This is a genomic window from Butyrivibrio sp. FCS014 (assembly GCF_000526935.1).
GTDB lineage: Bacteria > Bacillota > Clostridia > Lachnospirales > Lachnospiraceae > Butyrivibrio.
In genome coordinates, this window is the sequence record NZ_JAHA01000008.1 from 381,812 (window position 1) to 405,039 (window position 23,228).

19 protein-coding genes, 7 tRNA genes and 3 rRNA genes are annotated in these 23,228 nt (G+C 48.7%); 27 read left to right on the forward strand and 2 right to left on the reverse strand.

Annotated features, from left to right (window positions below; all coding sequences use genetic code 11):
• Positions 1-8 precede the first annotated feature (8 nt).
• The 13 genes from T456_RS19770 to T456_RS0110620 all read left to right on the forward strand — a co-directional run bounded on the left by T456_RS19770 (position 9) and on the right by T456_RS0110620 (position 11,117).
• Positions 9-218, forward strand: a complete 210-nt coding sequence (locus T456_RS19770) for a Flp1 family type IVb pilin (RefSeq protein WP_035801800.1) — start codon at positions 9-11, stop codon at positions 216-218.
• Positions 196-1,641 (forward strand): DUF5702 domain-containing protein, encoded by a 1,446-nt coding sequence (locus T456_RS0110565; RefSeq protein WP_155838067.1) that lies wholly within the window; start codon positions 196-198, stop codon positions 1,639-1,641. The genes T456_RS19770 and T456_RS0110565 overlap by 23 nt, the downstream gene beginning before the upstream one ends.
• On the forward strand, positions 1,631-2,455 hold the full coding sequence (locus tag T456_RS21315) for a TadE/TadG family type IV pilus assembly protein (protein ID WP_024866135.1): 825 nt from the start codon (positions 1,631-1,633) through the stop codon (positions 2,453-2,455). The genes T456_RS0110565 and T456_RS21315 overlap by 11 nt, the downstream gene beginning before the upstream one ends.
• An 11-nt stretch (positions 2,456-2,466) precedes the next feature.
• On the forward strand, positions 2,467-2,892 hold the full coding sequence (locus tag T456_RS19780) for a prepilin peptidase (protein WP_024866136.1): 426 nt from the start codon (positions 2,467-2,469) through the stop codon (positions 2,890-2,892).
• Positions 2,885-3,346, forward strand: coding sequence for a hypothetical protein (locus tag T456_RS0110580; protein ID WP_024866137.1), 462 nt, complete (start codon positions 2,885-2,887; stop codon positions 3,344-3,346). The genes T456_RS19780 and T456_RS0110580 overlap by 8 nt, the downstream gene beginning before the upstream one ends.
• Positions 3,336-4,775, forward strand: coding sequence for a DUF6382 domain-containing protein (locus tag T456_RS21320; RefSeq protein WP_024866138.1), 1,440 nt, complete (start codon positions 3,336-3,338; stop codon positions 4,773-4,775). The genes T456_RS0110580 and T456_RS21320 overlap by 11 nt, the downstream gene beginning before the upstream one ends.
• Positions 4,776-4,983: 208 nt before the next feature.
• The gene (locus T456_RS0110590; RefSeq protein WP_024866139.1) at positions 4,984-7,179 is read left to right on the forward strand and encodes a hypothetical protein; all 2,196 of its coding nucleotides are present in this window, start codon (positions 4,984-4,986) and stop codon (positions 7,177-7,179) included.
• A 155-nt stretch (positions 7,180-7,334) separates the two neighbouring features.
• Positions 7,335-8,342 carry an SCP2 sterol-binding domain-containing protein gene (locus T456_RS0110595; RefSeq protein ID WP_024866140.1) on the forward strand — a complete coding sequence of 336 codons (1,008 nt, stop codon included), beginning with the start codon at positions 7,335-7,337 and terminating at the stop codon, positions 8,340-8,342.
• A gap of 17 nt (positions 8,343-8,359) precedes the next feature.
• Complete coding sequence (locus T456_RS0110600) at positions 8,360-9,007, forward strand: rhomboid family intramembrane serine protease (protein ID WP_024866141.1); 648 nt, start codon at positions 8,360-8,362, stop codon at positions 9,005-9,007.
• Entirely contained in the window at positions 9,007-9,414 is a 408-nt protein-coding gene (locus tag T456_RS0110605; RefSeq protein ID WP_024866142.1) for an HIT family protein, read from the forward strand. The genes T456_RS0110600 and T456_RS0110605 overlap by 1 nt, the downstream gene beginning before the upstream one ends.
• A 53-nt stretch (positions 9,415-9,467) precedes the next feature.
• Entirely contained in the window at positions 9,468-10,310 is an 843-nt protein-coding gene (locus T456_RS0110610; protein WP_024866143.1) for a fumarate hydratase, read from the forward strand.
• A gap of 57 nt (positions 10,311-10,367) precedes the next feature.
• Positions 10,368-10,922, forward strand: coding sequence for a Fe-S-containing hydro-lyase (locus tag T456_RS0110615; protein ID WP_024866144.1), 555 nt, complete (start codon positions 10,368-10,370; stop codon positions 10,920-10,922).
• A gap of 107 nt (positions 10,923-11,029) precedes the next feature.
• Positions 11,030-11,117 (forward strand) — tRNA-Ser (locus T456_RS0110620).
• A gap of 121 nt (positions 11,118-11,238) precedes the next feature.
• Here the strand turns inward: T456_RS0110620 and T456_RS0110625 are convergent.
• Together T456_RS0110625 and T456_RS0110630 are read right to left on the reverse strand one after the other, a co-directional pair.
• On the reverse strand, positions 11,239-11,883 hold the full coding sequence (locus tag T456_RS0110625; protein WP_024866145.1) for a helix-turn-helix domain-containing protein: 645 nt from the start codon (positions 11,881-11,883) through the stop codon (positions 11,239-11,241).
• Positions 11,864-12,529, reverse strand: a complete 666-nt coding sequence (locus T456_RS0110630) for a DUF3990 domain-containing protein (protein ID WP_024866146.1) — start codon at positions 12,527-12,529, stop codon at positions 11,864-11,866. Before T456_RS0110630 ends, T456_RS0110625 begins: the two co-directional genes overlap by 20 nt.
• A gap of 518 nt (positions 12,530-13,047) precedes the next feature.
• Between T456_RS0110630 and T456_RS0110635 the strand changes: the two genes are divergently transcribed.
• From T456_RS0110635 to T456_RS0110700, 14 genes are all read left to right on the forward strand, one after another.
• Positions 13,048-14,592, forward strand: a 16S ribosomal RNA gene (locus T456_RS0110635).
• A gap of 65 nt (positions 14,593-14,657) precedes the next feature.
• A 5S ribosomal RNA gene (gene rrf, locus T456_RS0110640) occupies positions 14,658-14,775 on the forward strand.
• Between the two features lie 298 nt (positions 14,776-15,073).
• A 23S ribosomal RNA gene (locus tag T456_RS0110645) occupies positions 15,074-17,941 on the forward strand.
• Together the 16S, 23S and 5S rRNA genes with 6 tRNA genes alongside form the textbook arrangement of a ribosomal RNA operon.
• Positions 17,942-18,011: 70 nt before the next feature.
• A tRNA-Asp gene (locus T456_RS0110650) sits at positions 18,012-18,085 on the forward strand.
• 27 nt (positions 18,086-18,112) lie between these two features.
• A tRNA-Val gene (locus T456_RS0110655) sits at positions 18,113-18,185 on the forward strand.
• A 29-nt stretch (positions 18,186-18,214) separates the two neighbouring features.
• Positions 18,215-18,287, forward strand: a tRNA-Thr gene (locus T456_RS0110660).
• A 6-nt stretch (positions 18,288-18,293) separates the two neighbouring features.
• Positions 18,294-18,375 (forward strand) — tRNA-Tyr (locus T456_RS0110665).
• Between the two features lie 37 nt (positions 18,376-18,412).
• Positions 18,413-18,486 (forward strand) — tRNA-Met (locus T456_RS0110670).
• Positions 18,487-18,491: 5 nt separating this feature from the next.
• Positions 18,492-18,564: transfer RNA gene (locus T456_RS0110675), tRNA-Phe, on the forward strand.
• 117 nt (positions 18,565-18,681) lie between these two features.
• Positions 18,682-19,278, forward strand: a complete 597-nt coding sequence (locus tag T456_RS0110680) for an HD domain-containing protein (protein ID WP_155838068.1) — start codon at positions 18,682-18,684, stop codon at positions 19,276-19,278.
• Positions 19,271-20,743, forward strand: coding sequence for an aminotransferase class I/II-fold pyridoxal phosphate-dependent enzyme (locus T456_RS0110685; protein ID WP_024866148.1), 1,473 nt, complete (start codon positions 19,271-19,273; stop codon positions 20,741-20,743). The genes T456_RS0110680 and T456_RS0110685 overlap by 8 nt, the downstream gene beginning before the upstream one ends.
• Complete coding sequence (gene pyk, locus T456_RS0110690) at positions 20,725-22,137, forward strand: pyruvate kinase (RefSeq protein ID WP_024866149.1); 1,413 nt, start codon at positions 20,725-20,727, stop codon at positions 22,135-22,137. The genes T456_RS0110685 and pyk overlap by 19 nt, the downstream gene beginning before the upstream one ends.
• Positions 22,138-22,148: 11 nt before the next feature.
• On the forward strand, positions 22,149-22,745 hold the full coding sequence (locus tag T456_RS0110695) for a guanylate kinase (protein ID WP_024866150.1): 597 nt from the start codon (positions 22,149-22,151) through the stop codon (positions 22,743-22,745).
• Positions 22,746-22,776: 31 nt separating this feature from the next.
• On the forward strand, positions 22,777-23,217 hold the full coding sequence (locus T456_RS0110700) for a YaaR family protein (protein ID WP_024866151.1): 441 nt from the start codon (positions 22,777-22,779) through the stop codon (positions 23,215-23,217).
• Positions 23,218-23,228: the final 11 nt, after the last annotated feature.

The following is a 23,228-nucleotide window of genomic DNA, read 5'->3' on the forward strand; positions in this document are numbered from 1 at the left end:
AAAGAAAAATGATTAATAAAATAAAGCTATTTGGAAACAAGGTAATGCAGAAGATCAGGGACTTCCATCAGGAGGAGTCAGGAATGGGTACGGTGGAGGTTATTCTTATCATCGTGGTTCTCATCGGGCTGGTCATTGTTTTTAAAGACCAGATTTCAGGCATTGTTGAAGACGTGTTCAAGGCGATCAGACAAGATGTGCGCGTCATCACGAACTAAGGGATACCTCACCGTCTTTTTATCCCTGACAATAACGCTGATCATGTCCCTTATTCTGGCGCTGTTTCAGGGAGCCAGGATAGGAGCGGTGAAGATGAAGACAGAGTGCGTGGCGGACATTGCCATGAACTCGGTACTTGCGGAGTACAACAGGCAGCTCTATGAGCAGTACGGCCTTCTTATGGTAGACACCTCCTACGGAAGGGCCAATCCTTCCATAGTAAATACCCGGGAACATCTTCGCCATTATGTTCAGAAAAACTTCGACAGGAGCACGGCGGGGAGGCTTATAAATGCTCAGACCATAACCTCCATGTACTGCGAAGACGTAGATATCACCGGCAGCTCTTTTGCCACGGATAACGACTTTTCGGTCTTCGCAAGGCAGATCCTTGCCTATATGGGAGCGGATCCTGTGGAGGGACTTATGACGGATGTACTTGGCAACGCGGACATGGTCACGGGAAACGCTCTTGATTCCACGGACGTTGAGGCCATGGCTGCGGCAAATCAGGAGGCCATAGACAGTGTGGAACTTCCCACCGTGATCAACGAAGAGGGAGAAGAGGAACAGATAACCCTGGGGAATCCTGCGGACACCGTTAATTCTCAAAAAGGGGTAGGGGCCTTAGGCCTTGCGGTGAAAAATCCAGGCAGTATTTCTGCGGCCACGGTGAATATAGCTGATCTTCCCTCCCACAGGAAGCTCAACAAAGGAACGGGACTTCGGGATTATGAGGATATTTCCGCATCGGAAAAGCTTCTTATAGAACAGTACTTCTACGAGAAATGCTCAAGGTACGGACAGGAACTTGAGAAATCACAGCTCAAATACCAGCTGGAATACCTGATCTTCGGACAGGACAGCGATTACAGGAATCTGGAGAAAATGGCGGGAACACTCCTTTTCTGGAGAGAGGCTTCCAACATGATCTACCTGTTCAACAACCCGGCAAAATGCGCGGAGGCCGAAGCGGTGGCAGCAGTCCTGACAGCGGTGCTTTTAGTGCCGGAGCTTTTGGAACCGGTCAAGTACTCGATCCTGTTTGCCTGGACTTTTGCCGAGAGCATATCGGATCTTAACATTCTCTTTTCCGGAGGACGGGTCCCAATTCTTAAGTCTGATGCCACCTGGCGGCTTAGCCTGGTAAATATGCTTGATTTCAGAGACCACTTGAATGGGGGAGATCTGGGCGAGGGGCTGTATTACGAGGATTACCTTCGAATCAGGCTTTTGCTGTCGCCCTTTGGAGAAAAGCTACGGCGAATGGGGGATGTTGTGGAAATGGATGTGAGAAGGAGCGCGGGCAACAGGAATTTCAGGCTCGACTACTGCCTTGATACATTCTGCGCGGAGATAAGCGTCGCCACGACCTATGGGTATGACGTGAAGATAGAGAGGGTCTACGGATATGAGGAATAGGAAGCTTCAGGGTTCCATGACATTGGAGGCATCGTTGGTGCTTCCCCTGTTCATCTTTTTCTTTGCGAATATCATGACGCTCTTCGGGATAGTAAGAGCCCAGTCAGAGATTGAAGCGGCTCTCCATCAGACGGGATCCGGGATCTGCGAAAGGGCCTTTGACCTTAGATTCGGAGAAGGGCTCCTTGGCGCAGATGCGCAGGGGGAGAGCACCGGGATCGACACCCTTGCCGGGGCTGCGGGGATAGCTCTCGCGGCGTCTGAAGTTCGAGGGTATCTCGGGAAAGAGGAAGATAACGGCTGCATCACCGGTGGAAGAGCGGGAATAAGCTTTTTGAATTCACGGATACTGCTTGACGGAGACATCGTTGATATTGTGGCGGACTATAAGGTCCATCCTATTATTCCGATCATAGGCTTTAAGGAGTTTCCCGTGGAGGGGCGCTTCTACGGCCACGCCTGGACGGGCTACGACCTGACGGACGGCTTTGCAAATGAAGAGACTGGCGAGGAAATGGTCTATGTGACCGATCACGGCGAGAAGTATCACAGGGACATAGACTGCAGGTATCTTCATGTAAGCGCAAAGAGCGTTGGCTTTGAGGAGGCAAAAAATCTAAGAAACAGTGACGGCAGCAGGTACAAAGCCTGCGAGTACTGCGGGGAAAATGTGGCCGGCGGCAATGTGTTCATTACTGATTACGGAAACAGATATCACAGCCGGGTGGACTGCACCGGGCTAAAAAGAAAGATCCGCACCATACCCATTTCGGAAGTGGGAGGCCGCGGGCCCTGCAGTGCATGCGGATATTAAGGAGGATAAAAATGATATTTGGCATGATCATATTAACTGTCCTGGGGATAATCTCCTTCAGGGACATAAAGGAAAAGGAAATTCCCATGTGGCTCATCTGGTGCTGCGGCGCACTGTCTTTGGGGAGAGTGATATATCTTTTGGCCACAGGAGCATTTTCGCCCTTGGAGATTTTGATATCCCTGCTGCCGGGGGCACTGCTTCTTTTTACGGCCTATATCACAAGAGGGGGCGTGGGATACGGAGACGGGCTTTTGGCCCTGGGCATCGGACCTGCTGTGGGACCTGCCGTTCTTGCGGCCGGACTTGGCATTGCGGTGATGGCAAGCGGACTTTTTTCCGGAGTTCTTCTTATATTAAAGAAGGCCGGCAGAAAGACCAGGATCCCTTTCGTGCCTTTTGTGGCTTTCGGAGTGGGGGTGATGCTCTTTGCGTAAGGCTGGCGGCTATATGACATTGGAGGCTGCGCTGGTGGTTCCCATGGCGCTGTGCAGCATCGTTCTTCTTATTTATTTCGCGTTCTTTCTATATGGAAGGTGCCTTCTGACACAGGACGCCTACATCCTGGCCTTCAGGTCAACAAGGCAGAACAATACCGGCTGGGAAGACAACCCCGTGGGGTTCGTGGCAGACAGTGCATCTGACGTTCTTGGGAAAAAATACTTCGGCAATTCAAAACCTGCAGTAAGCGCTGCGTCAAGCGGCAAAACCGTCACGGTGACGGGGAGGGCCTCGGCAAATCACTCGGCCATGGGGCGCTACTTTTTAAAACCCATAAGCGGATGGGAGTACATGGTCTACATGAAGGCCACAAAAAGAGAAACAGCAAAGCATATCAGAACATTTAAGAGATTAAAGGATATCGGGAAGGAATTTAGTGATGGATTATAAGTATTACAGAGATTTAAAGCATAACTATCTGGTGTTTGAAAAAGGCCCTGAGGATGATGAGGACAACAGATATCAGTACAGGATGCTGGAAGGCGGGATAAAAGGCCTTGTGCCCTGCTCTGAAAGGAATATAAACGGAGGAAAGTTTCTATATTATGATATCGGTTCCATGCAGCCGGTAAAGGACCGGTTTGCGGTGGGCGGCATGAATCTTGAGCAGCTGCGGCGCCTGTTGTCGGACGCTGCGGCGGTCCTGGAGGAACTCTCCGAGTACCTTCTGGGAGAGGAGGGGCTGGTTTTCAATGCAGAAGCCGTCTACACGGATCTTGGCACCGGAGAATACAGATTCCTTTACTGTCCCTTCTATGATGAGCCCATGGATTTTAAGGGCTTTGCTGCGCAGATTCTTGACCTTGTGGATCTTGGCGATGAGAGGGCCGCCGAACTTGCGTACCTTCTTTGTGAGAAGAGCGCATCTCCGGGAGCCTTCACATTGGCCACCATAAAAGAGCTTCTTTCAGACCGGGCGGAAGATGCAGCTTCCGGAAGCGGAGAGCCTTTGGAAAAAAGAACCACCGCAAGAGCCGGCTTTGATGATAATCCCGGAGAGTATATCAGGGACTATGATGATCCGATGGACGAAGATGAGCTTTACGATGAACCTTCCCCGGGAATCATGAAGGGAACCGGGTCCGGGAGGCTTAAACGTGCCGGTCAGAAGCTTGGCGGGCGGCTCCAGCTTCTCTTTTCCCTGCTGTTTGCAGCGGTGGTGGCAGCCATGATGTACATAAGAATGAATTACATCCTCACAAAGGAGGAGAATATGCTTTCCATCCTGGTCATGCTGGTATCCGTGGTGACGGGAGCTGTATCTTTTGTCTGCGGGATCAGGGACTTTGGCGGGAAAAGAGCCATCGGCAAAAGCAAAGATGATGATAAGGCAAAAGAGGCCGGATATCATGAGGAAGTCTATGATGACTTTGATGATTTCGATGACAGGGATACCTTCGGCGGAACACCGGTAAGGATCACGGGCCCCATGTCTGGGACAGGATACGGTATGACGCCCGCAGGTTTTGAAAAGGAGCCGGCTGCGTACCAGGAGACAGTAGTCCTTGATAGAAAAAAGGAGTCCGATGATGTTACCTTATACAGCAGAAATCTTGACAGGACCATGAGAATAGCCCTTGATAAGCTGCCCCTTACCATAGGGAAAATGGAGGGCTGTGTTGACAGAGTGCTGGGAGATCCAAGTGTTTCCAGGATACACTGCAGGCTCTTAAAGGAAGCGGGGAAGCTTGCAATCATGGACCTTGGGAGTACAAACGGTACGTTTCTAAACGGGATAAGGCTGAATCCCAGAGAGATGACTTTCATAGGTGAGGGCGATGAAATCCGCATGGGTGCTGTGTTTTTCGACTGCAGGTGAACACTGTACGGTATATAGTATAAACAAACCATAAACCATTCATAAATAAAGGGTTAAACAACAAAATTTTTGCTCTTTATGATGATTGTCATGATTACCCCTTTGCTAATATGAGTTTACAAAGTTCACACATTGATCACAAATTGAACGCAAAGTGATCACAAAAAGAAGATGCGGTGTTTGATTTTTGAAAAGCGAGGTAAGCGTTATGAAGAAAAAGATTACGAAAGCATTAGCAATCGCACTTAGTGCAACACTTATGATTCACCCCGTTACAGCATTCGCTGTTGAGGGTGAGCCCGCACCCGAGATAAGAGTAGAAGCTCCCGCTCCCGCACCCCAGATGAACGATGCGGTAGAGGCTAAGGTAGAGGCTGCTGAGGCAGCAGTTGAGGCAGCACTTCCTCCTGCACAGGTAGCACAGCCCGAAACCACAGATCAGTATCTTAATATCGCAGACGAGAAGCTCGAAGCAATCGATCAGAGCATCGAGGAACTGGACGCACTCAATGATGCAGCAGCAGAGAAAAAGAAAGAGTACCAGGAAAATATCAGCGATGCCTATGAAAATATGGGCGAGATGGTAGGAGCAGCCATCAAGGTTGAGGGAGAAGCTCCTTTGGCAACTATTTTCGCAGGAATAGATGCAGGAATTGCAACAGTAGAAGCAAATAATGTTGAAGGCCTTTCAGGCGAATATGAGACTCAGGCAGAAGCAGAGGAGAAGAAGGAAGAGGCAATCGGTTACGCAGAGATAGCCGAGGCGGCAGCTCAGAATGCAGAAGAAATTGCAGCAGCTCTTAAGGAAGATCTGGATGTAGCAACTGAAGCAAAGGAAGCAGCTAGGGACGAACTGGATGCAGCAGCAACAGCACTTCAGGAAGCAAACGAAGCAACAGACGCAGCACAGGCAGAGCTTGATGCACTTCTTAAGGAGTACGGAGCAAACAATCCTTGGTATGCAAATAACCCCGAGCGCTATGCTAAGGGCGATGTAAAGGATGCGATTGATGCAGCAAAGCAGGCCCTTGCAGCAGCAAAGAAAGCACAGGAAGATGCTCAGGATGCATTTGATGATGCAGATGAAGCATTTACTACAGCTACAAATAACTACAATGATGCGAAAGATGCACTTGACAGAGCAAACGAGAATCTTGAAGCAGCCAACCAGGCTCTTGAGAGAGCCAACGCAATGGCAGATATCATCGCACATGTAGATGAAATTGAAGGCAGAGAGATCGACGTATACAACGAGAATAAGGATAACTGGTGGGGCCAGGGAGACATATACAGAGCAGACAAAGAACTGGCCAAAGCTCTCGTTGAGTTTAAGCTCTATGGCAAGGAAAACCTGAAAGTCGAGTTCAATGGAAACAGCAGCAATATCAAGGCAACCTACTATGAAAACGGACAGAAGAAAACAGAAATTTATAGCTTCTTTGTAGATAATACAACTCACACTGTTGACGGACATCCTTCAACACACTGGCTCTACATCACAAAGAACGGAGCTGTTTTCTATAAAGAGCTTGATTACTACAACAACGATCGTCACATGATCGCAAATGCACAGCAGGCAGTTGATGATCTTAATGAAGTGATCAACAACACAGATCTTGAAGATCTTCTGGGCAAGGTAACTGATGCCGGATTACAGAAGGACATTGCAAACACAGCACTTACTGATGCTAAGAGTAAGAAAGAAGCAGTAAATACCGCATACACCAAAGTGGTTGACGCAGCAAAGGCAATCAAGAACCTTAAAGCACAGAGCGATGCTTCAGCTGGTGATCTTAGAATAGCAGAGGCAGCATATAGAAGAGCAGTTGCAGAATATGACAAGGCTCAGAGAGCATATAACAGAGTCAATGGTATCGCACAGTATGCAAGAAGCCAGGCAGACAGAGCATGGGGACTTATAGATGACGGATTCACATACAGGATTCCTACACCTACACCTAATCCCAACCCTAATCCGAATCCGAATCCTAACCCTAATCCTACCCCCGGCCCTTCAGACGATACAGATGACACTCCTTATGTAGCACCCGTTGTTACACCTACACCCGCACCTGTAGCAGAAGAGCCCGCAGCACCTCAGGCAGTAGTTCTCGGAGAGAGAAGAGCAAGAGGCGGAGCACCTGTAGTAGAAGAAGGCGGCGAAGCAGAAGAAATTAAGGAAGAAGAGGCACCCGTTGTAGAAGAGAAGAAGGAAGATGTTGTAGAAGAGGTTAAGAAGCCCGCTGTTACCATCGACGATGAAGATACAGCAAAAGCAGCAGCTCCTATCGAGACTAAGAAGGGATTCCCTTGGTGGATTCTTATCATCCTTGCACTCATCGTAGCAGTATCCATCGAAGAGTACGTAAGAAGAAAGAACAAAGAGGAGAAGCCTCAGGCATAATACTTTCGCAAAAACTCTCATTAAATATGTGAACACTTCAAGCAACTTAATCAAACACCTTTAAACGATAAGGGCGGATCGAAAGATCCGCTCTTATTGCATATATTTAGGGCATTGTGTGATATAATACCATTATCAGTTTTGGAGGGGCAGCCATGAAGATCAATATCTATTACGGCGGCAGAGGGATCATTGACGATCCTACTTTGTCCGTCATCAGAAAGATCACCACAGTATTGGAAGAACTGAATGTAAAAGTACAGCAGTATAACCTCTATGAACAGAGGAACGGGATCACTGCTTTGCCCAACACCCTGAAGGATGCTGACGGAGTTATCCTTGCCTCCACGGTGGAATGGTTTGGCATAGGCGGCTATATGATGCAGTTCCTTGATGCATGCTGGCTTTACGGTGACAAGGACCGTATCAAGGAGATCTATATGGCTCCGGTTGTCATGTCCACAACCCACGGAGAGAGGGAGGGCATGATGAGCCTTGCCGCAGCCTGGGAGATGCTGGGAGGCCTTCCCTGCGACGGTATGTGCGGATACATCGCAGATACCACAAAGCTTGAGAACAGCGGCGAATACACCAAGATAATCGAGAAAAAAACCGAGAACATCTACAGGACCATCAATCAGAAGATGCCTGTTTTTCCTGCCAGCAATCAGGCGGTTATCACAAAGGTCGGTGTCAGCAGCAGCCTTGACCTTACACCTCAGGAATCCGAGCAGCTCTCGGAATATGCCTCCGACGATCAGTATGTTCGCAAACAGAAGGAGGATCTTCAGGAACTTGCCAGTATCTTCAGGGACAAAATGGGCCAGGATGAGGCAAGCGGCAACTCTGAGGAGTACGCCAAGGTCCTTACAAAGAAATTTACGCCTGTTGCAGGTGTTAACGCCAAATACAAGATCTCTTTTACCGACAATCCCAAACTTAAGCCTGTGGTCATTGATGTTGCAGGCAGCAAGTGCGACTGCAGGGTGGCTGACGAGGAGGGCTGTGATGTACTTCTTTCCGCAGAGCAGAGGATCATCGAGGATATCCTGGGTGGCCGCATGACTTTCCAGAGAGGTTTCATGGAAGGCAGCATCAAGCTTAAAGGCGACTTTAAGACACTGCGAAGCCTGGATCAGCTGTTTGATCTGATGTCAGAATAAAGGATTGGGACTGTCCTATGCAGGAAGCAAATGTATCCCGGGAGGATTTCTGGGAGAGACAGGAGCGTATCTACAAGAACTCCTATATCAGCCTCGGGCTGATGATCATAAATGTCATTATCTTCGTTATAACAACCACGGTGGCCACAGATCTGTTTGAAAAAGGCGCCATGATAACCGCCCGTGTTGTGGGGGACGCCCAGTTCTACAGGCTCTTCTCCGCCATGTTTCTTCATGCCGATCCCCAGCACCTTATGAGCAACATGCTGATGCTGGCTCTGGCAGGGGCAATCGTTGAGAATTACACCGGCCACCCGTTCTTTATTTTCCTATATATAATGTCAGGACTTGTGGGCAACATGATATCCATGGCCTATGAGATACGAAATTCCCTGGACTGGCTTTCCGTCGGTGCCAGCGGTGCCATAATGGGCCTTGTGGGCTTCATTGTGGTCTGGATAACCATCAACAGAAAAAGATTCATAACCAACAGGAACGTCCTTTTCAGACTCCTGCTTCTTGGTGCTTTTGTGATGCACGCCTGCTTTTTCCAGGCCGGAGCCAATACCGCAGCGCATCTTGGGGGCTTTCTGTCGGGGATTGTTCTTGGAATCATCAACATTGTGATCTTGAAAAACGATAAAGTTATGGAGGGCTTAGTATAATGGAAGATTGTATTTTTTGTAAGCTTGCAAACGGAGTATTTCCCACCAACGCCATCTATGAAGATGATGACTTTAAGGTGATCCTGGACAACGGTCCCGCAACAAAGGGCCACGCACTGGTGCTTCCCAAGAAGCATTATGCAAACCTCTTTGAGATCCCCGAGGATACTCTGGCAGGGGCAGCAGTTGTTGCCAAGAAGGTTGCGCAGACCATGAAGGATAAGCTCCACTGCGACGGCCTTAATCTTGTTCAGAACAACGGTGAGACCGCGGGCCAGACCGTTATGCACTTCCACCTTCACATCATTCCCAGATACGCCGAAGACGGACAGCACATTCTCTGGAAACCCACCAGCCCTTCAGCCGAGGAACTGGAAGAAATCCGCGACACCATTACCGGCGCCTGATCTTCCCCGGGAAAAGAACTATAGATTACAGCAATAGATCCACAGGAGCAAAAATGCGTGAAATAAACGTAGAAACAGTAACGGAGGCGGTACGGACCCTTTGTATCGACGCCAACCATAAGCTTTCCCCTGATATGGAGAAGGCTCTTTGCGATGCCTGCGACAAAGAGGAGGCACCTCTTGGAAAGCAGATACTAGGGCAGCTTCAGGAGAACTTAAAGATTGCCGGTGAGGATATGATCCCCATCTGCCAGGATACCGGAATGGCGGTCTTCTTCGTGGAAGTGGGCCAGGATGTCCACTTTACAGGCGGCAGCCTTACAGATGCCATAAATGAAGGCGTGCGCAGAGGCTATACTGAAGGCTATCTTAGAAAGTCCGTGGTATCCGACCCTCTTATAAGGAAGAACACCGGCGACAATACCCCGGCGGTGATCCACTATAATATAGTCCCTGGCGACAAAGTCACCATCACCATCGCGCCCAAGGGCTTTGGAAGTGAGAACATGAGCCGCGTATTCATGCTTAAGCCCGCCGACGGGGAAGACGGGGTCAAAAGAGCCATCATCCAGGCGGTAAAGGACGCAGGCCCCAACGCCTGTCCTCCCATGGTTGTAGGAGTGGGAATCGGCGGCACCTTTGAAAAATGTGCCCAGATGGCTAAGGAGGCCCTCACAAGACAGGTAGGACAGCACTCCGACATACCCTACGTTGCCGATATGGAAAAAGAGCTGTTGGATTCCATCAACAAAACCGGAATAGGCCCGGGCGGACTCGGCGGCACCGTGACTGCACTGGCAGTCAACATCAACACATATCCCACCCATATTGCAGGACTTCCCGTGGCGGTGAATATTTGCTGCCATGTTAACAGGCATGCAAGCGTTGTGTTATAAAGGCGTGACCCTTTTTACGGAGACATCAAATATCAGAATCACTCATTGAGGTAAGAAATGGATAGAGAGGTAACAGCACCCATCAGCAGGGAAGCTGCAGCAGAATTAAACGCAGGTGACATGGTCTATATTTCCGGCACCATATATACGGCAAGAGATGCGGCCCACAAAAGAATGGACGAAGCTCTTATTGCAGGAGAGACTCTGCCGCTGGATGTTAAAGGCAATATCATCTATTATATGGGGCCTTCTCCCGCAAGAGAGGGAAGACCGATAGGCTCGGCAGGTCCCACAACGGCCAGCCGCATGGATAAATATGCCCCAAGGCTCCTTGATATGGGACTTGGCGGAATGGTCGGCAAGGGCAAGCGCAGCCAAGAAGTTATCGATGCCATCGTAAGAAACGGCAGCGTTTACTTCGCAGCCATAGGCGGAGCAGGAGCTCTTTTGTCCAAGGCCATTGTGGCTTCCGAAGTGATAGCCTACGATGATCTTGGAACCGAGGCCATAAGAAAGCTTACCGTTGAGAGATTTCCTGCGATCGTGGTAATTGATTCAAAGGGAAATAACCTGTATGAAACCGCAGTGAAAGAGTATAATAAAGAAGAATAATAAAGTATTTGACAAAGCGGAGACTGGTTTGTATAATTAACTTTGCGTCTGATTAATGCAAGGCGCATTTGAATTCTAACTGCATATTGGTAGGAGGATTCAGGCATGGAGAAATACTCAAGTGGCTGAAGAGGCGCCCCTGCTAAGGGTGTAGGCCGTTAACGCGGCGCGCGGGTTCAAATCCCGCTTTCTCCGTTTAGCACATGACTCTCAAGAACTTCGGTTCCTGAGAGTTTTTTGTTTGGTATGAAATGACTGTAGAAGATGTGGCTGAATAAATGGCTATGGATGCATGGCAAAAGAAACAGGGCGGGGATTACTGATTGCGGACCAGCTCCTCTATGCTGCATCCTAAGGCTTTTGAAAGCTGATACAATGTCTGCCCCTGGGTTCTGGTTATATCGCGCTGGCCTTGCTCAAACAGCTGGATCTGACGAAGGGGAACCCCGGACCGCTCTGCCAGGGCTCTCTGGGACAGCTCTGCGTATTGCCGCAGCCTCTTAAGAGTGCTTGCCTCTTTTTCCACAGCACATTTTTCATTCATGATCTCTACATATAAAGAAACATCTGCTTCGTGCAGCGTATCATACATGCCATACATTGCTTCTATAGGGACATGGCAATTTATCTCTTCAAAGCTGCGGTCACTTATCCACTGATAATATGCTAATGACCACCCGATCCAAAACTCTCTGGATTTATCTACATACATAACATCCTCTGAGTGTATGCTCCTGTCACTGCAGGAAGCAATAACTTCCCTGGCAACTTCACAGCCATTCTTGCCGGCTATATATGTGGGGTTTCCGATCTCAAATTGATGCCCCATTCCCGAAACGATGAATAATTTATGGAAGGCCTCAATAGCTATATTGAGTGTGTTGACGGCGTAATCATACATATCGCCCATGACACGCTGGGCCAGTGGAAGATAAAGTTCATCATATGCGCAGTGTTCCATCTTTGGCTCCTCTCATAATGTCAATAATATAGATCTCATCCAGAGCACCGGCTGAAGGCCTTAGGTCACGGTATTGCTTCCGGGCATCCAGGTCTCGTTTGGTCTTCTTGTGATAGTAAGTGCCGGCATCTGCCACTTCATAATTAATGAAAGAGATGTGTTTAAAGGCAAGTTCGCTTTTCAGAACTATTTGCTCATTGAGATCACCAAAGCGCATAGCAGCGCTTAGCTTCTGCAGGGATATGGTTCCGGCAATGAAGTCCTGCACAAAAGAGAAGTAGGAGTCATCTGCCCGGTATCCTTTGATTATGTCAAAACCGGATATATCTATAAGATAGTTCTCCTGTAAAAAGGTCTTTGCCTCCTCGGCAATGCTCTTCCTTTGCCAATACCCGCGATATCTGGTGAGGAGAGCGAGCCAGTTGAGTATATTGTATTCATCACTCCCAAGATCACATACAGATAAGCTGCTTGTATCAAGCTCATAACTATTAATGAAGCCATCCCGGTCTCTTTTACAGGCCCATTCTCCGGCAAGCTCCATGTGCTCTGTGCAGTAAAAACCTCTGCCATAGTCATTGCTGATATTGCCTGTTCCAAATGACGGGTTATGAATTACTTGTTCTGAACCGTGGTAAATGATCATGTCTGCTCCTGCTTGAAAAGGATAATTAAGGTACTATTATTATATCGCTGTAGCGATACTATTTCAATTTGATCTACCTGATGAACTGTTATGATGGCCGGTAAAGGATTGGAACAATAAGCGCCGGGTACTACTTGTAGGGAGATAGCATTTGCATTAGTACCACATTTTGTGGTGATTAATCTTTATAAAAAATTCCCGAAAAAAGGTGTTGCATTTAATAATCGGCTTTGCTATAATAACTTTTGCCCGCTTGAAAAAGGGGGCCGAAACCAAGGAAACATGCGGCTTCGTAAAAAACTTTCAAAAAAGTTTAAAAAAGTTGTTGACAAAAGATTCCACTCATGATATTCTAAATGAGTTGCGGCAATACGGAGCAACAACAAAGCACCTTGACAAATAAACAGTAATGCAACCCTGAAAAATTCCAAGAGAATAATTCAGAAATGTAACAAACCAAAGTAATAACGGACAGAACAAAAAGCACAGCTTAAAGTTCTGAACAGAATCAAACTTTTAAACGTGAGAGTTCGATCCTGGCTCAGGATGAACGCTGGCGGCGTGCCTAACACATGCAAGTCGAACGGAGATTAGACGCTGACGAGACTTCGGTCAAATCTTGTTTAATCTTAGTGGCGGACGGGTGAGTAACGCGTGGGCAACCTGCCTCATACTGGGGGATAGCAGTTGGAAACGACTGATAATACCGCATAAGCGCACAGAGTCGCATGACTCAGTGTGAAAAACTCCGGTGGTATGAGATGGGCCCGCGTCAGATTAGCTAGTTGGTAAGGTAACGGCTTACCAAGGCGACGATCTGTAGCCGGACTGAGAGGTCGGACGGCCACATTGGGACTGAGACACGGCCCAAACTCCTACGGGAGGCAGCAGTGGGGGATATTGCACAATGGAGGAAACTCTGATGCAGCGACGCCGCGTGAGTGAAGAAGTATTTCGGTATGTAAAGCTCTATCAGCAGGGAAGAAAGACTCGCAAGAGAGATGACGGTACCTGACTAAGAAGCCCCGGCTAACTACGTGCCAGCAGCCGCGGTAATACGTAGGGGGCAAGCGTTATCCGGATTTACTGGGTGTAAAGGGAGCGCAGACGGTTATGCAAGTCTGAAGTGAAACCCCACGGCTCAACCGTGGGCGTGCTTTGGAAACTGTATAACTAGAGTACTGGAGAGGTAAGCGGAATTCCTAGTGTAGCGGTGAAATGCGTAGATATTAGGAGGAACATCGGTGGCGAAGGCGGCTTACTGGACAGCAACTGACGTTGAGGCTCGAAGGCGTGGGGAGCAAACAGGATTAGATACCCTGGTAGTCCACGCGGTAAACGATGAATACTAGGTGTTGGGAACCATAGGTTTTCAGTGCCGTCGCTAACGCAGTAAGTATTCCACCTGGGGAGTACGTTCGCAAGAATGAAACTCAAAGGAATTGACGGGGACCCGCACAAGCGGTGGAGCATGTGGTTTAATTCGAAGCAACGCGAAGAACCTTACCAGATCTTGAGATCCAGATGAATGAGAGGTAATGCTTTCAGTCCTTCGGGACATCTGAGACAGGTGGTGCATGGTTGTCGTCAGCTCGTGTCGTGAGATGTTGGGTTAAGTCCCGCAACGAGCGCAACCCTTGTCCATAGTAGCCAGCAGTAAGATGGGAACTCTATGGAGACTGCCAGGGATAACCTGGAGGAAGGTGGGGATGACGTCAAATCATCATGCCCCTTATGATCTGGGCCACACACGTGCTACAATGTCGTAACAAAGGGAAGCGACCCTGCGAAGGTGAGCAAATCCCAAAAATAACGACCCAGTTCGGACTGTAGGCTGCAACCCGCCTGCACGAAGCTGGAATCGCTAGTAATCGCAGATCAGCATGCTGCGGTGAATACGTTCCCGGGTCTTGTACACACCGCCCGTCACACCATGGGAGTCGGAAATGCCCGAAGCCGGTGACTTAACCGTAAGGAGAGAGCCGTCGAAGGCAGGTCGGATAACTGGGGTGAAGTCGTAACAAGGTAGCCGTAGGAGAACCTGCGGCTGGATCACCTCCTTTCTAAGGAAAAGGAATGAAGTAGGGAGTTGTATTACTGTTTAGATGTCGAGGGACATCAAAAAATTTCCGGTGGCGATGCGCTTTGGGGTAACACCCGTTCCCATCCCGAACACGACGGTTAAGACCAAAGCGGCCGAAAGTACTATACTGGCAACGGTATGGGAGGATAGGTAGCTGCCGGATCCACAAAAAAGACAACACTTATGTAGTGATCATAGGGCAGAAGAGATCCTGCCTGTTGATGACTGCACAAGCAGTCAGGATTAGATTGTACCTTGAAAACCGAATACTGAAATGAAAGATTTTTTAATCAGAAGATAATCCAAGATTAACTACGATTAAGAATCGACATCGAAGATCCAGAATTAACAATGATCGAAAGATCAAAAACATCTTATGAACATAACGCTATATGAACATAAGAAACGAGAACAGAAAGTTATCGAAAGATAATGGACAGTTTCTATATTGCTTAGTAAATGGTTAAGCTATATAGGGCGCAGGGCGGATGCCTTGGCACTAAGAGCCGATGAAAGACGTGATAAGCTGCGAAAAGCTGCGGGGAGCTGCAAATAAGCTATGAGCCGCAGATATCTGAATGGGGCAACCCGGCGGAGGAGACCTCCGTCATCCTTAACTGAATCCATAGGTTAAGGAAGGGAACCCGGTGAACTGAAACATCTAAGTAGCCGGAGGAAGAGAAAACAAAAGTGATTCCGTAAGTAGCGGCGAGCGAACGCGGAAGAGCCCAAACCAGGGAGCTTGCTCCTTGGGGTTCGGACTGCAGGATCGATGGAGTCGTCTAGTAGAAGCTGCAAGGAAAGGCAGCGGCAGAGAGGGTGAAACCCCCGTATACGAAAGATGACGAAGCGAGGCAGTATCCAGAGTAGGACGAGACACGTGAAACCTTGTCTGAAAGAGCGGGGACCACCCCGTAAGGCTAAATACTACTTAGTGACCGATAGCGAAACAGTACCGTGAGGGAAAGGTGAAAAGTACCCCGGGAGGGGAGTGAAAGAGAACCTGAAACCCTGTGCCTGCAAGCTGCGAAAGCCCCATATGAGGGTGATCGCGTACTTTTTGTAGAACGGTCCGGCGAGTTATGTATGGAGGCGAGGTTAAGCACTTAAGGTGAATAGCCGAAGGGAGACCAAGTCTGAACAGGGCGTCAAGTCTTTATACATAGACCCGAAACCGGGTGATCTATCCATGGACAGGATGAAGCGGCCGTAAAAGGCTGTGGAGGTCCGAACACACATCCGTTGAAAAGGGTGGTGATGAGCTGTGGATAGGGGAGAAATTCCAATCGAACTCGGAGATAGCTGGTTCTCCCCGAAATAGCTTTAGGGCTAGCCCTGTATCATTCCTTTTGGAGGTAGAGCACTGAATATCCGCGGGGGCTTCACCGCTTACCAAAGATTATCAAACTCCGAATGCCAGTAAGGATAAGAACAGGAGTCAGACTGCACGAGATAAGTTGGGCAGTCAAAAGGGAAAGAGCCCAGATCCACGGCTAAGGTCCCAAAGTACGTGTTAAGTGGAAAAGGATGTGGGATTTCATAGACAGCTAGGATGTTGGCTCAGAAGCAGCCACACATTCAAAGAGTGCGTAATAGCTCACTAGCCGAGAGGTCCTGCGCCGAAAATTACCGGGGCTGAAACACGACACCGAAGCCTGGGGATCGGTATTATCTACGGGTAATGCTGATCGGTAGGGGAGCATTCTAAAGGGCGAAGAAACCGTACCGAAAGGAGCGGCGGAGCGTTTAGAAGAGAGAATGCCGGAATGAGTAGCGAGATGGAGGTGAGAATCCTCCAGGCCGAATATCCAAGGATTCCAGGGTAAAGCTGATCTGCCCTGGGGAAGTCGGGACCTAAGGCGAGGCCGTAAGGCGTAGTCGATGGACAGCAGGTTGATATTCCTGCACTTATGCATATCAGAACTGTGGGGACGCAGGCAAAAGGAGTGAGCCGGGAAAGGAAAGCCCGGTCCCGCAAGGGGGAGCGAACTATTAGTAGCGAAGCACTAGATATGACTGCCAAGAAAAGCCACTATTGCGTATGTATAACCCGTACCGTAAACCGACACAGGTGGATGAGGAGAGAATCCTAAGGCCGACGGGAGAAGCATTGTTAAGGAACTCGGCAAAATGTCCCCGTAACTTCGGGATAAGGGGAGCCCACCTAAGACGTGGGCCGCAGAGAAGAGGCTCAAGCAACTGTTTAGCAAAAACACAGGTCTATGCGAAACCGAAAGGTGAAGTATATGGGCTGACGCCTGCCCGGTGCTGGAAGGTTAAGAGGAGAGGTTAGCGCAAGCGAAGCTTTGAATTTAAGCCCCAGTAAACGGCGGCCGTAACTATAACGGTCCTAAGGTAGCGAAATTCCTTGTCGGGTAAGTTCCGACCCGCACGAAAGGCGTAATGATTTGAGCACTGTCTCGGCAATGCACCCGGTGAAATTGAAGTACCAGTGAAGATGCTGGTTACCCGCGCCAGGACGGAAAGACCCCATGGAGCTTTACTCCAGGTTGATACTGGGAGCCGGTATTGTATGTACAGGATAGGTGGGAGACTAAGAAACATGTGACGTCAGTCTTTGTGGAGTCGCTGTTGGGATACCACCCTTATGATGCTGGTTTTCTAACCAAGGATCCTGAATCGGGTCCGGGGACAATGTCTGCCGGGGAGTTTGACTGGGGCGGTCGCCTCCGAAAGGGTATCGGAGGCGCTCAAAGGTTCCTTCAGAATGGACGGAAACCATTCGCAGAGTGCAAAGGCATAAGGGAGCCTGACTGTGACACCGACGGGTGGAACAGATACGAAAGTAGGACTTAGTGATCCGGTGGTATGAAAGTGGGATTGCCATCGCTCAACGGATAAAAGCTACCCTGGGGATAACAGGCTTATCACTCCCAAGAGTTCACATCGACGGAGTGGTTTGGCACCTCGATGTCGGCTCATCGCATCCTGGGGCTGTAGCAGGTCCCAAGGGTTGGGCTGTTCGCCCATTAAAGCGGTACGCGAGCTGGGTTCAGAACGTCGTGAGACAGTTCGGTCCCTATCCGGCGCGGGCGTAGGATATCTGAGAGGAGCTGTCCTTAGTACGAGAGGACCGGGATGGACGGACCGCTGGTGTATCAGCTGCACCGCCAGGTGCATAAGGCTGGGTAGCCACGTCCGGAAGGGATAAACGCTGAAGGCATCTAAGCGTGAAGCCCCCCTCAAGATGAGATATCCCTCCTTTATGGAGTAAGACCCCTTGGAGAGTACGAGGTTAGATAGGCACAAGGTGTAAGCACGGTAACGTGTTCAGCTGATGTGTACTAATAGGTCGAGGGCTTATCCAATAAAAGCAAAGGTTAGAGACGGATCTAAGAGATTTCAGTGTTCGGTTTTGAAGGTATAATCCTTCTAAATGGCCCGGTGGCTCAGTTGGTTAGAGCGCCGCCCTGTCACGGCGGAGGTCAGGGGTTCGAGCCCCCTTCGGGTCGCTCAATTTCATAATTATTAGTTTGACCGGGGTCTTAGCTCAGCTGGGAGAGCATCTGCCTTACAAGCAGAGGGTCACAGGTTCGAGCCCTGTAGGCCCCACTTTTTTACTAATAACACACTTGGTGTGCGCCGATGTGGCTCAATTGGCAGAGCAGCTGATTTGTAATCAGCAGGTTAACGGTTCGAGTCCGCTCATCGGCTCTATATGGATGGCTTCCCGAGTGGCCAAAGGGGACAGACTGTAAATCTGCTGCAAATTGCTTCGGTGGTTCGAATCCACCGCCATCCATTTTTTTATTGCAAAAAAACAAATTTATATAGAATGCCGCGGGGTGGAGCAGTCTGGAAGCTCGTCGGGCTCATAACCCGAAGGTCATAGGTTCAAATCCTGTCCCCGCTACTCATGCCTAGATAGCTCAGTTGGTAGAGCAGAGGACTGAAAATCCTCGTGTCGTTGGTTCGATTCCGACTCTAGGCATCTTTTTTTTATCAAGGCTCAGGAAACAGGAAATGTTTACTGAGTTTTTTTATGCTTTTTTTATTGTATCTTCTATCATATGTGTTACGATAAAGGAAACTTACGGAGACCAATATAATGTACAGACTATCTAATGAGGACAAAGAGATCATCAAGAAGGTCCTGGACGTAAAGGGGTATGACCCTGATACTTTTGATCCCAGGATCCTTGATGATATGGAGTCCAATGAAGAATATAAAGCTATTGTACATAAGTACGGCAAGGAGATCTTAAACAGTCAGAATTATCAGATGCTTAAGACCTTTATTCAGCATGGAAATGTAACGGTATACGAGCATTGTCTTCATGTAACTCTGTGTGCCATTAAGCTGAATTATAAGCTTGGTATTCATGCCAGAGAGCGTGAACTTGTAAGAGGAGCACTTTTGCATGATTACTTCCTTTACGACTGGCACTATGCGGATTCACCGCTTAATGAGCATCCCAAGCTTCACGGCTTCTATCATCCCGGAATAGCTTTAAGGAATGCGACCAAGGACTTTGCTCTCTCTGAAAGAGAGAAGGATATAATAAGAAAGCATATGTGGCCCATGACTGTAATTCCGCCAAGGTGCAGAGAGGCCTGGCTGGTATGCCTTGCTGACAAGTATGCGTCTACCCTGGAGACTTTAAAGCTCAAGAAGGGAAAGATCAGAGTAGAAGATTATGCCTGATATGTACAGCGAACTCAGTAAACTGGCGGAAGGTGATGTGTATCCTTTCCATATGCCGGGACATAAGAGAAATCTTGAGAGCACCCCGTTTAAGGGTGCTTTTCGTTGTGATATTACGGAGATAGATGACTTCGATAATCTTCACGATGCTTCCGGGCTTATTAAAGACTGCCAGGATAGTGCCAACAGGCTTTACGGAACGGAGGAGACTTTTTTCCTGGTGAACGGAAGCACCTGCGGTGTCCTTGCTGCTGTGTCCTGTGCTGCAGGTGAGGATGAGCAGATCCTTGCGGCAAGAGGAAGTCACAAAGCTTTCTATCATGCTGCGTATCTTAGAAAAGCGAGAGTAATTTACCTTCCCTATAAGTTGGATAAAGCCCTGAAAATCCCGGAGCCATATACAGCAGCGGAGATTGAGGCGGCAATTACTGAAGATACAAAGGCAGTGTTCATAACATCTCCAACTTATGAAGGAAGATGCTCGGATGTAAGAACTATAGCCAAGGTCTGCCACAAAGCGGGAATACCCCTTATTGTAGATGCGGCTCACGGAGCTCATTTCGGCTTTGGAGACAGCAGAAGGATCCCTGAGAGCGCGGTTTCCCAGGGGGCGGATATAGTTATCCACAGTGTGCACAAGACCCTTGGGTCTATGACACAGACAGCTCTTCTCCATGTACAGGGAGATCTTGTAGATAGAGACAGGCTAAGAAGATTCCTTCGGATCTATCAGTCCAGCAGCCCTTCATATGTACTTATGACCTCTATTGATCTTTGCATGAAGGAGATGAAGGAGCGGGGAGCACAGATAATGGACAGGCTCCTTAAATACAGAGATGAGCTGGACCGGGAGATTGCAGATTGCAGGAATATCAGAATACTTGCGGCAAGTAAATACTGCGATCCCGGAAAAGTGCTTATTTATGATGCTTCCGGCACAATGACAGGACAGCAGATATATGATATACTGCGTGAAGAATTTATGCTTCAGCTTGAGATGGCAGGTGAGATTGGCGCTCTTGCCATAATAACAGGCTGGGATACACAGGAAGGTATAGACAGACTTAAAGAGGCCATTGCCCGGATAGATGAGCGCATTTCGGATAAGAACCCGGAACGCGGAGGGGCAAAAGAGGCTTTAAATGCGGAGCCGCCGGCTCTTTTCCCGGGGAAGGATGTGGAGAGAGTTGAGCTTCCTGAAGCTAAGATGATGATTTACGAGGCCTGGGAGGCTGATACGGAAGTTGTGCCCCTTGATAAGGCTAAGGGAAGGATAAGCGCAGACTTTGTGAATCTGTATCCGCCGGGGATTCCGATGGTTGTTCCGGGAGAAGAGATCTCATCGAGCTTTATTGAGGATATAGAGCGGTATCTGGCCATAAAACTTAATGTACAGGGTATTTTGGATATAGGAAATAAGGGTATAATAGATAAGAGAGGAATTTTATGCGTAAAACAAAAATAATTTGCACTATAGGACCTGCCAGCGAGAGCGAGGAGAAGCTCAAAGAGTTGATGCTTGCCGGCATGAATGTTGCCAGGTTTAATTTTTCACACGGATCCCACGAGGAGCACAGGAGGAAGTTCGAGCGTATCAGGAAACTGAGGGATGATCTGGAGCTGCCGGTTGCTACCATGCTTGATACAAAGGGACCGGAGATAAGACTTAAGGATTTTAAGGACCACAAGACTGAGCTTACAGCAGGTCAGACCTTCACACTGACGTCAAGGGAAGTTGAGGGAACAAGTGAAGAGGTTTCCATCACATATAAGGAGCTGACCAATGACTGCCAGAGCGGAATGACAATTCTTCTTGATGACGGTCTTATCGAGCTTCATGTTGAGAAGGTCACAGATACTGATATTGTCTGCACCGTTGTAAATGGCGGCCCTATTTCAGATAAGAAGGGAGTCAATGTTCCCGGAGCAGAGCTTACAATGCCTTACCTTAGCGAGCAGGACAGATCCGATATCGAATTTGGCTGTGAGCAGGGCTTTGATTTTGTAGCTGCCTCTTTTGTCAGGACCAAAGAGGATGTTCTGGCCATAAGACAGATTCTGGATAAGCACAACAGTCCCATGAAGATAATTGCCAAGATTGAGAGCACTCAGGGACTTAACCATCTTGAGGAGATACTGGATGCAGCTGACGGAATAATGGTTGCCAGAGGTGACATGGGCGTGGAGGTTCCTTTCGAGGAAGTTCCTGTATTCCAGAAGAAGATGATCAAGCTGGCTGAGGCTGCAGGCAAATACGTTATCACCGCGACACAGATGCTGGATTCCATGATCCATCATCCACGTCCCACAAGGGCAGAGTGCACCGACGTTGCCAATGCCATCTATGACGGAACCACAGCTACCATGCTTTCCGGCGAGACTGCAGCGGGAGATTATCCTGTTGAGGCGCTTAAGACCATGGTACGCATTGCTGAGAGAACAGAAGCCGATATAGATTATGTAGGAAGACTTAAGAAGAGGGACTATGCACCCAGCGATGACACCACCGCAATTTCCCACGCAACCTGCAATATTGCGGCGGAGCTCAATGCTGATGCGATCCTCACCGTAACCATGTCGGGATTTACCGCCAGCATGGTTTCAATGTACAAGCCAAATTGCAAGATCATTGCATGCACCATAAATCCCACTGTCTGCAGACAGCTTAACCTTATGTTTGGCGTAACACCTCTGCATATCAGACAGGAGGACACAGCGGATGAGCTCTTCAGAGAGGCTATAAATTCCGCCAAGGCAGCCGGCTACCTTAAGACCGGAGACAAGGTTGTTATCACAGCAGGTGTGCCTCTTGGAATTCCCGGACGCACCAACATGATCAGAGTAGAAGAGATTGGATAAGATAAGGGAGCATGGGTAAGATATTTCTTTTGATGGGGAAAAGCACCTCAGGGAAGGACACCATCTACAAAAAGTTAATAGCCGATGAGAGTCTTAAACTGGGGAAGGTCGTGCCCTACACCACAAGGCCCATGAGAGACGGAGAAACCGACGGAGTTCAGTACTTTTTCAAGACAGACGACGAGTACAGGGCTCTTAAGGAGAGCGGCAAGATCATCGAGGAGAGATGTTACTACACCAATTACGGGGAGTGGCGCTACTTTACCGTGGATGATGAGCAGATAAACCTTTCTTCAGGGGACTATCTGGTAATAGGAACCCTTGAGTCCTACTGCTACATAAGAGATTATTTCGGAAAAGAAAATGTGGTGCCCCTTCTGATCGATGTGGACGCACGCATAAGGCTTGAGAGGGCGATGCACAGGGAGGCCAAGCAGGAGCATCCCAAATACGATGAGATGTGCAGGCGCTTTCTGGCTGACGAGGAAGATTTTAAGGAAGAGAAGATAAAAGAGGCCGGAGTTGACCACAGATTCTACAACAACGGCGCCATTGAGGACTGCATAAACAGCATCACCGAGTATATTATTAAGATTAAAAAGAACTGACAGGTAACTGCATTTATCATGAGGGCTTGGTATGGATATTAAGGTAAGCAACGTAACACCGACCACGCAGGCTCCCGCACCGGAACAGGTTCAGGAGGCAAATGGTGATTTTAAATTTGTGCTCACGAGTAAGCTTGAGGACACAGGTCTTGCCGAGCGCCTGAATGCCATGATGCAGGACATTGTCCAGCAGGGAGACCGGATATCCAAGAAGAACGACATCAAGGATATGCAAAGGTACAGGATCCTTATCAAGGATTTCCTCAATGAAGTGGTGACAAGGTCACATGTCTTTTCCAGGGAGAATTTCCTGGACAGAAAGGGAAGACACAGAGTTTACGGCATCATCCGCCAGGTGGACAAGGAGCTGGATGAACTGGCTCAGGAGCTTGTTAAGGATGAGTGCAATAATATAGAAATACTTGCGAAGATAGGCCAGATACAGGGGCTGCTTCTGGATATCTTCACTTAAGGGGAGCAAAA